Source organism: Deferrisoma sp. (genome assembly GCF_054681715.1).
Window position 1 is genome coordinate 1 of the sequence record NZ_BAAHFQ010000232.1, and the last position, 3,472, is coordinate 3,472.

Annotated in this window: 4 protein-coding genes; 3 read left to right on the plus strand and 1 reads right to left on the minus strand. The window is 69.4% G+C overall.

Annotated elements, in window-relative coordinates; all coding sequences use genetic code 11:
• The coding region (locus ACY0I8_RS17050) for a substrate-binding domain-containing protein (RefSeq protein ID WP_461395705.1) at nt 1-391 on the minus strand (391 nt) is incomplete at its 3' end.
• A gap of 407 nt (nt 392-798) precedes the next feature.
• Between ACY0I8_RS17050 and pstC the strand changes: the two genes are divergently transcribed.
• The 3 genes from pstC to pstB are packed head-to-tail and all read left to right on the plus strand — an operon-like array spanning nt 799 to nt 3,355.
• Nucleotides 799-1,719, plus strand: a complete 921-nt coding sequence (gene pstC / locus ACY0I8_RS17055; RefSeq protein WP_461395706.1) for a phosphate ABC transporter permease subunit PstC — start codon at nt 799-801, stop codon at nt 1,717-1,719.
• On the plus strand, nt 1,716-2,576 hold the full coding sequence (pstA, locus tag ACY0I8_RS17060; RefSeq protein WP_461395707.1) for a phosphate ABC transporter permease PstA: 861 nt from the start codon (nt 1,716-1,718) through the stop codon (nt 2,574-2,576). The genes pstC and pstA overlap by 4 nt, the downstream gene beginning before the upstream one ends.
• 17 nt (nt 2,577-2,593) lie before the next feature.
• Nucleotides 2,594-3,355: a phosphate ABC transporter ATP-binding protein PstB gene (pstB, locus tag ACY0I8_RS17065; protein ID WP_461395708.1), complete on the plus strand. Its 762-nt coding sequence runs from the start codon at nt 2,594-2,596 to the stop codon at nt 3,353-3,355.
• The last annotated feature ends 117 nt before the right edge of the window (nt 3,356-3,472 follow it).

Genomic DNA, 3,472 nt, shown 5'->3' on the forward strand with positions numbered 1-3,472 from the left:
CGCCCCGGAAAAGCCGGCCCACGTCGTCGGGAGTGAGCGCCTCGATCGGGTTGTTCTCGTTTACGATCACGCACAGCCCGTCCACCGCCACCGCGAACTCCACCGGCTCCACCCCGTTCTTCCGGGCCAGCTCGACCTCCTTGGGCTTGATCGACCGGGACGAGTTTGCGATGTCGGCCTTGCCGTCGATCAGGGCCGCGATCCCGGTGCCCGACCCGCCACCGGTCACGGCGACGAACTGCCCCGTCTCGTCCAGGAACGCCTCGGCCCAGGACTGGACCAGGTTCACCAGGGTGTCAGACCCCTTGACCTGCAGCATTTTCCGCCCGGCCCAGGCCGGACCCGCCACCGCCAGGGCCACCGCCGCGACTGTCACCAGAATCTTTCGCATGCCGTTCGCCTCCTTCTCGTTTCGGGTTCGCTTCGACGGCGCCCAGAATAGCCCCCCGATGTTACGGCCGGGTTACGACCCGATTACGGTTCGGTGAAGGCGGCCGTCGTGTCCCCGCGGAACGCCCCCGGCCCCAAGACTTCTCACTTCCGCTAGGCGGCTGGGCTGCTCGGCGGCTGGGCGGCCAAAAGCAGCCGGGAGTCCGGGGGCATCGCCTCTGCCCCCCGTAGGAGCGTCTTCCGTGCCAGGGGCCGGAATTCAGGGGTCAGAGGTCGGAGAACCCCTGTCCCCTGTCGTCTGTCCTCACACGGCCGCGTTCGTCATCATTTCGCAACGCGGTCGTAACCCGCCCGTAACATTTCGCTGCTACACTCCCGCCCGATCCTTCCCCTGACCGGATGACACCCATGAACGAAACCACGGCCTTAGCCGTCTCCGGCCCGGCGCGGCGGCGGAGCCGCTTCGGCGAGCGGCTCATCGAGTGGACCCTGGCCGCCTGCGGGTACGCCTCGATCCTGGTGCTCGCCGGGATCTTCGCGCTCCTTCTGTGGCAGGGGGCCAAGGCGTTCCGGGAAATCCCCCTCTGGGAGTTCCTCACCTCGACCCGGTGGGACCCCACGAGCCCGGAGGGCGCCCGGTACGGCATCCTCTCCATGGTGGCCTCCACCGCGTTGGTGACCCTGGGGGCCATGGCGTTCACCGTGCCCCTGGGGCTTGGGGTGGCCGCGTACCTTTCCGAGTTCGCCCCGGCCCGGGTGCGCGAGATCCTCAAACCCGCGGTGGAGATGCTCGCCAGCATCCCCAGCGTGGTCGTCGGGTTTATCGGCATCGTGGTGGTGGGGCCCACGATCGCGAAGCTGTTCGGCCTCCCGCACGGGCTCACCGCCCTGAACGGCGCGGTGCTGCTGACCGTGATGGCGCTGCCCACGGCGGTGAGCCTCTCCGAGGACGCCCTGCGGGCCGTGCCCCGGGACTACCGGCTCGCGAGCCTCGCGCTGGGCGCCAACCCCTGGGAGACCCTGGTCAAGGTCACGATCCCGTCGGCCGCCCCGGGGATCCTGGCGGCCATGATGCTCGCCATGGGCCGGGCCATCGGGGAGACCATGACCGTGCTCATGGCCTGCGGGAACGCCCCGGCGTTCCCGAGCGGGTTTCTGTCGCCCGTGCGGACCATGACGGCCACGATCGCGATCGAACTCGGGGAGGTGCCCCACGGCACGGCCCACTACTTCGCCCTGTTCGCCGTGGGGCTCGTGCTGTTCGTGATCTCGTTCGCCGTGAACTGGGTCGCCGATGCCTTCATCCGGCGCGGGGGGCTGAGCCGATGACGGCCAAACGGATCTGGTCGGCCCTGGGCCGGTCGTGGCTTCTTCTGAGCACCCTGGTCGTCGTGGCCGTGCTCGTGGCGCTCCTGGCCCACATCGCCTACGAGGGATGGCAGGTGATGGGCTGGGAGTTCCTGGCCGACCGGCCGCGCAAGGGGATGACCGCGGGCGGCATCTTCCCGGCCATCGCGGGCACGGCCCTGGTGAGCCTGTTGACCGTGGCGTTCTCGCTCCCCCTGGGGGTGGGGGCCGCGATCTACCTGGTCGAGTACGCCCCGGAGAACCGCACCACGCGGTGGATCCGGCTCGCCATCCGGAACCTCTCGGGCGTGCCCAGCATCGTGTACGGGCTCTTCGGCGTGGTGCTGTTCGTGGACCTCCTGGGCCTGGGGACGAGCCTGCTGTCGGCCGGGCTCACCCTGGGGCTCCTCACACTCCCCTGGATCATCACGGCGAGCGAGGAGGCTCTGAAGAGCGTGCCGCCCGCCTACCGGGACGGGGCCCTGGCCCTGGGGGCCACCCGGTGGCAGGCCATCCGCACGGTGGTGCTGCCCCCGGCGCTCCCCGGCATCCTCACCGGCGCGATCCTGGGCCTGAGCCGGGCGGCGGGGGAGACGGCGCCGATCCTGTTCACGGGGGTCGCGTTCTTCCTGCCGTTCGTGCCCAAGAGCCTCTCGGACCAGTTCATGGCCCTGCCGTACCACCTCTACATTCTCTCCACTCAGCATCATTCGCTCACCAAGGTCCGCCCGTTGGCTTACGGCACAGCGCTCGTGCTGGTGGGCCTGGTGTTCAGCCTGAACCTCACGGCCTTTGCCGTGCGAAGCCGCATGCGGCGCCGGCTCGAGTCGGCCCGCTGAGCGCCCAGAGGAACCCCATGGACACCCCCGTTCGCCTCGACTGCCAGGACGTCAGCGTCTGGTACGGCCCCAAGCAGGCCCTTCACGACATCACGATCCGCATCCCGTCGAACCGGGTCACCGCCCTGATCGGCCCCTCGGGCTGCGGCAAGAGCACGTTTCTCCGATGCCTGAACCGCATGAACGACCTGGTGCCCGGAGCCCGGACCCGGGGCCGCATCCTCCTCGACGGCGAGGACATCCTCTCGCCGTCGACCGACGTGGTGGACCTGCGGCGGCGGGTCGGCATGGTGTTTCAGCGCTGGAACCCGTTTCCCAAATCGATCTTCGACAACGTGGCGTACGGCCCCCGGATCCACGGGGTGCGCGACAAGGCCCGCCTGGCCGAGATCGTGGAGGACGCCCTGCGCAAAGCCGCCCTGTGGGACGAGGTGAAGGACCGCCTGCGGGCCTCGGCCCTGGAGCTTTCGGGCGGGCAGCAGCAGCGGCTGTGCATCGCCCGGGCCCTGGCCGTGGAGCCCGAAGTGCTCCTGATGGACGAGCCGGCGAGCGCCCTCGACCCCATCTCCACGGCGCGACTGGAGGACCTTGTGGTGGAGCTCAAAGAGCGCTACACGATCGTCATCGTGACCCACAACATGCAGCAGGCCGCTCGGGTGTCGGACTACACCGGGTTCTTTTACATGGGCCGCCTCGTCGAGTACGATCGGACCCAGAAAATCTTCACCTCGCCGGCCGACGAACAGACCGAGGCGTACATCACCGGCCGGTTCGGCTGAGCCGGCCCCGGAGGCACCGATGAAACCCCACACGAGCAGGGCCTACGAGGCCGACCTGGAGCGGCTCCAGCAGCAGATCCTCCGGATGGGCGCCCTGGTGGAGCAGGCCATCGGCGA

Excerpts from the sequence above, each read along its gene's own strand:
- pstC (WP_461395706.1), top strand. The coding sequence starts at position 799 with ATGAACGAAACCACGGCCTTAGCCGTCTCCGGCCCGGCGCGGCGGCGG.
- pstA (WP_461395707.1), top strand. The coding sequence starts at position 1,716 with ATGACGGCCAAACGGATCTGGTCGGCCCTGGGCCGGTCGTGGCTTCTT.
- pstB (WP_461395708.1), top strand. The coding sequence starts at position 2,594 with ATGGACACCCCCGTTCGCCTCGACTGCCAGGACGTCAGCGTCTGGTAC.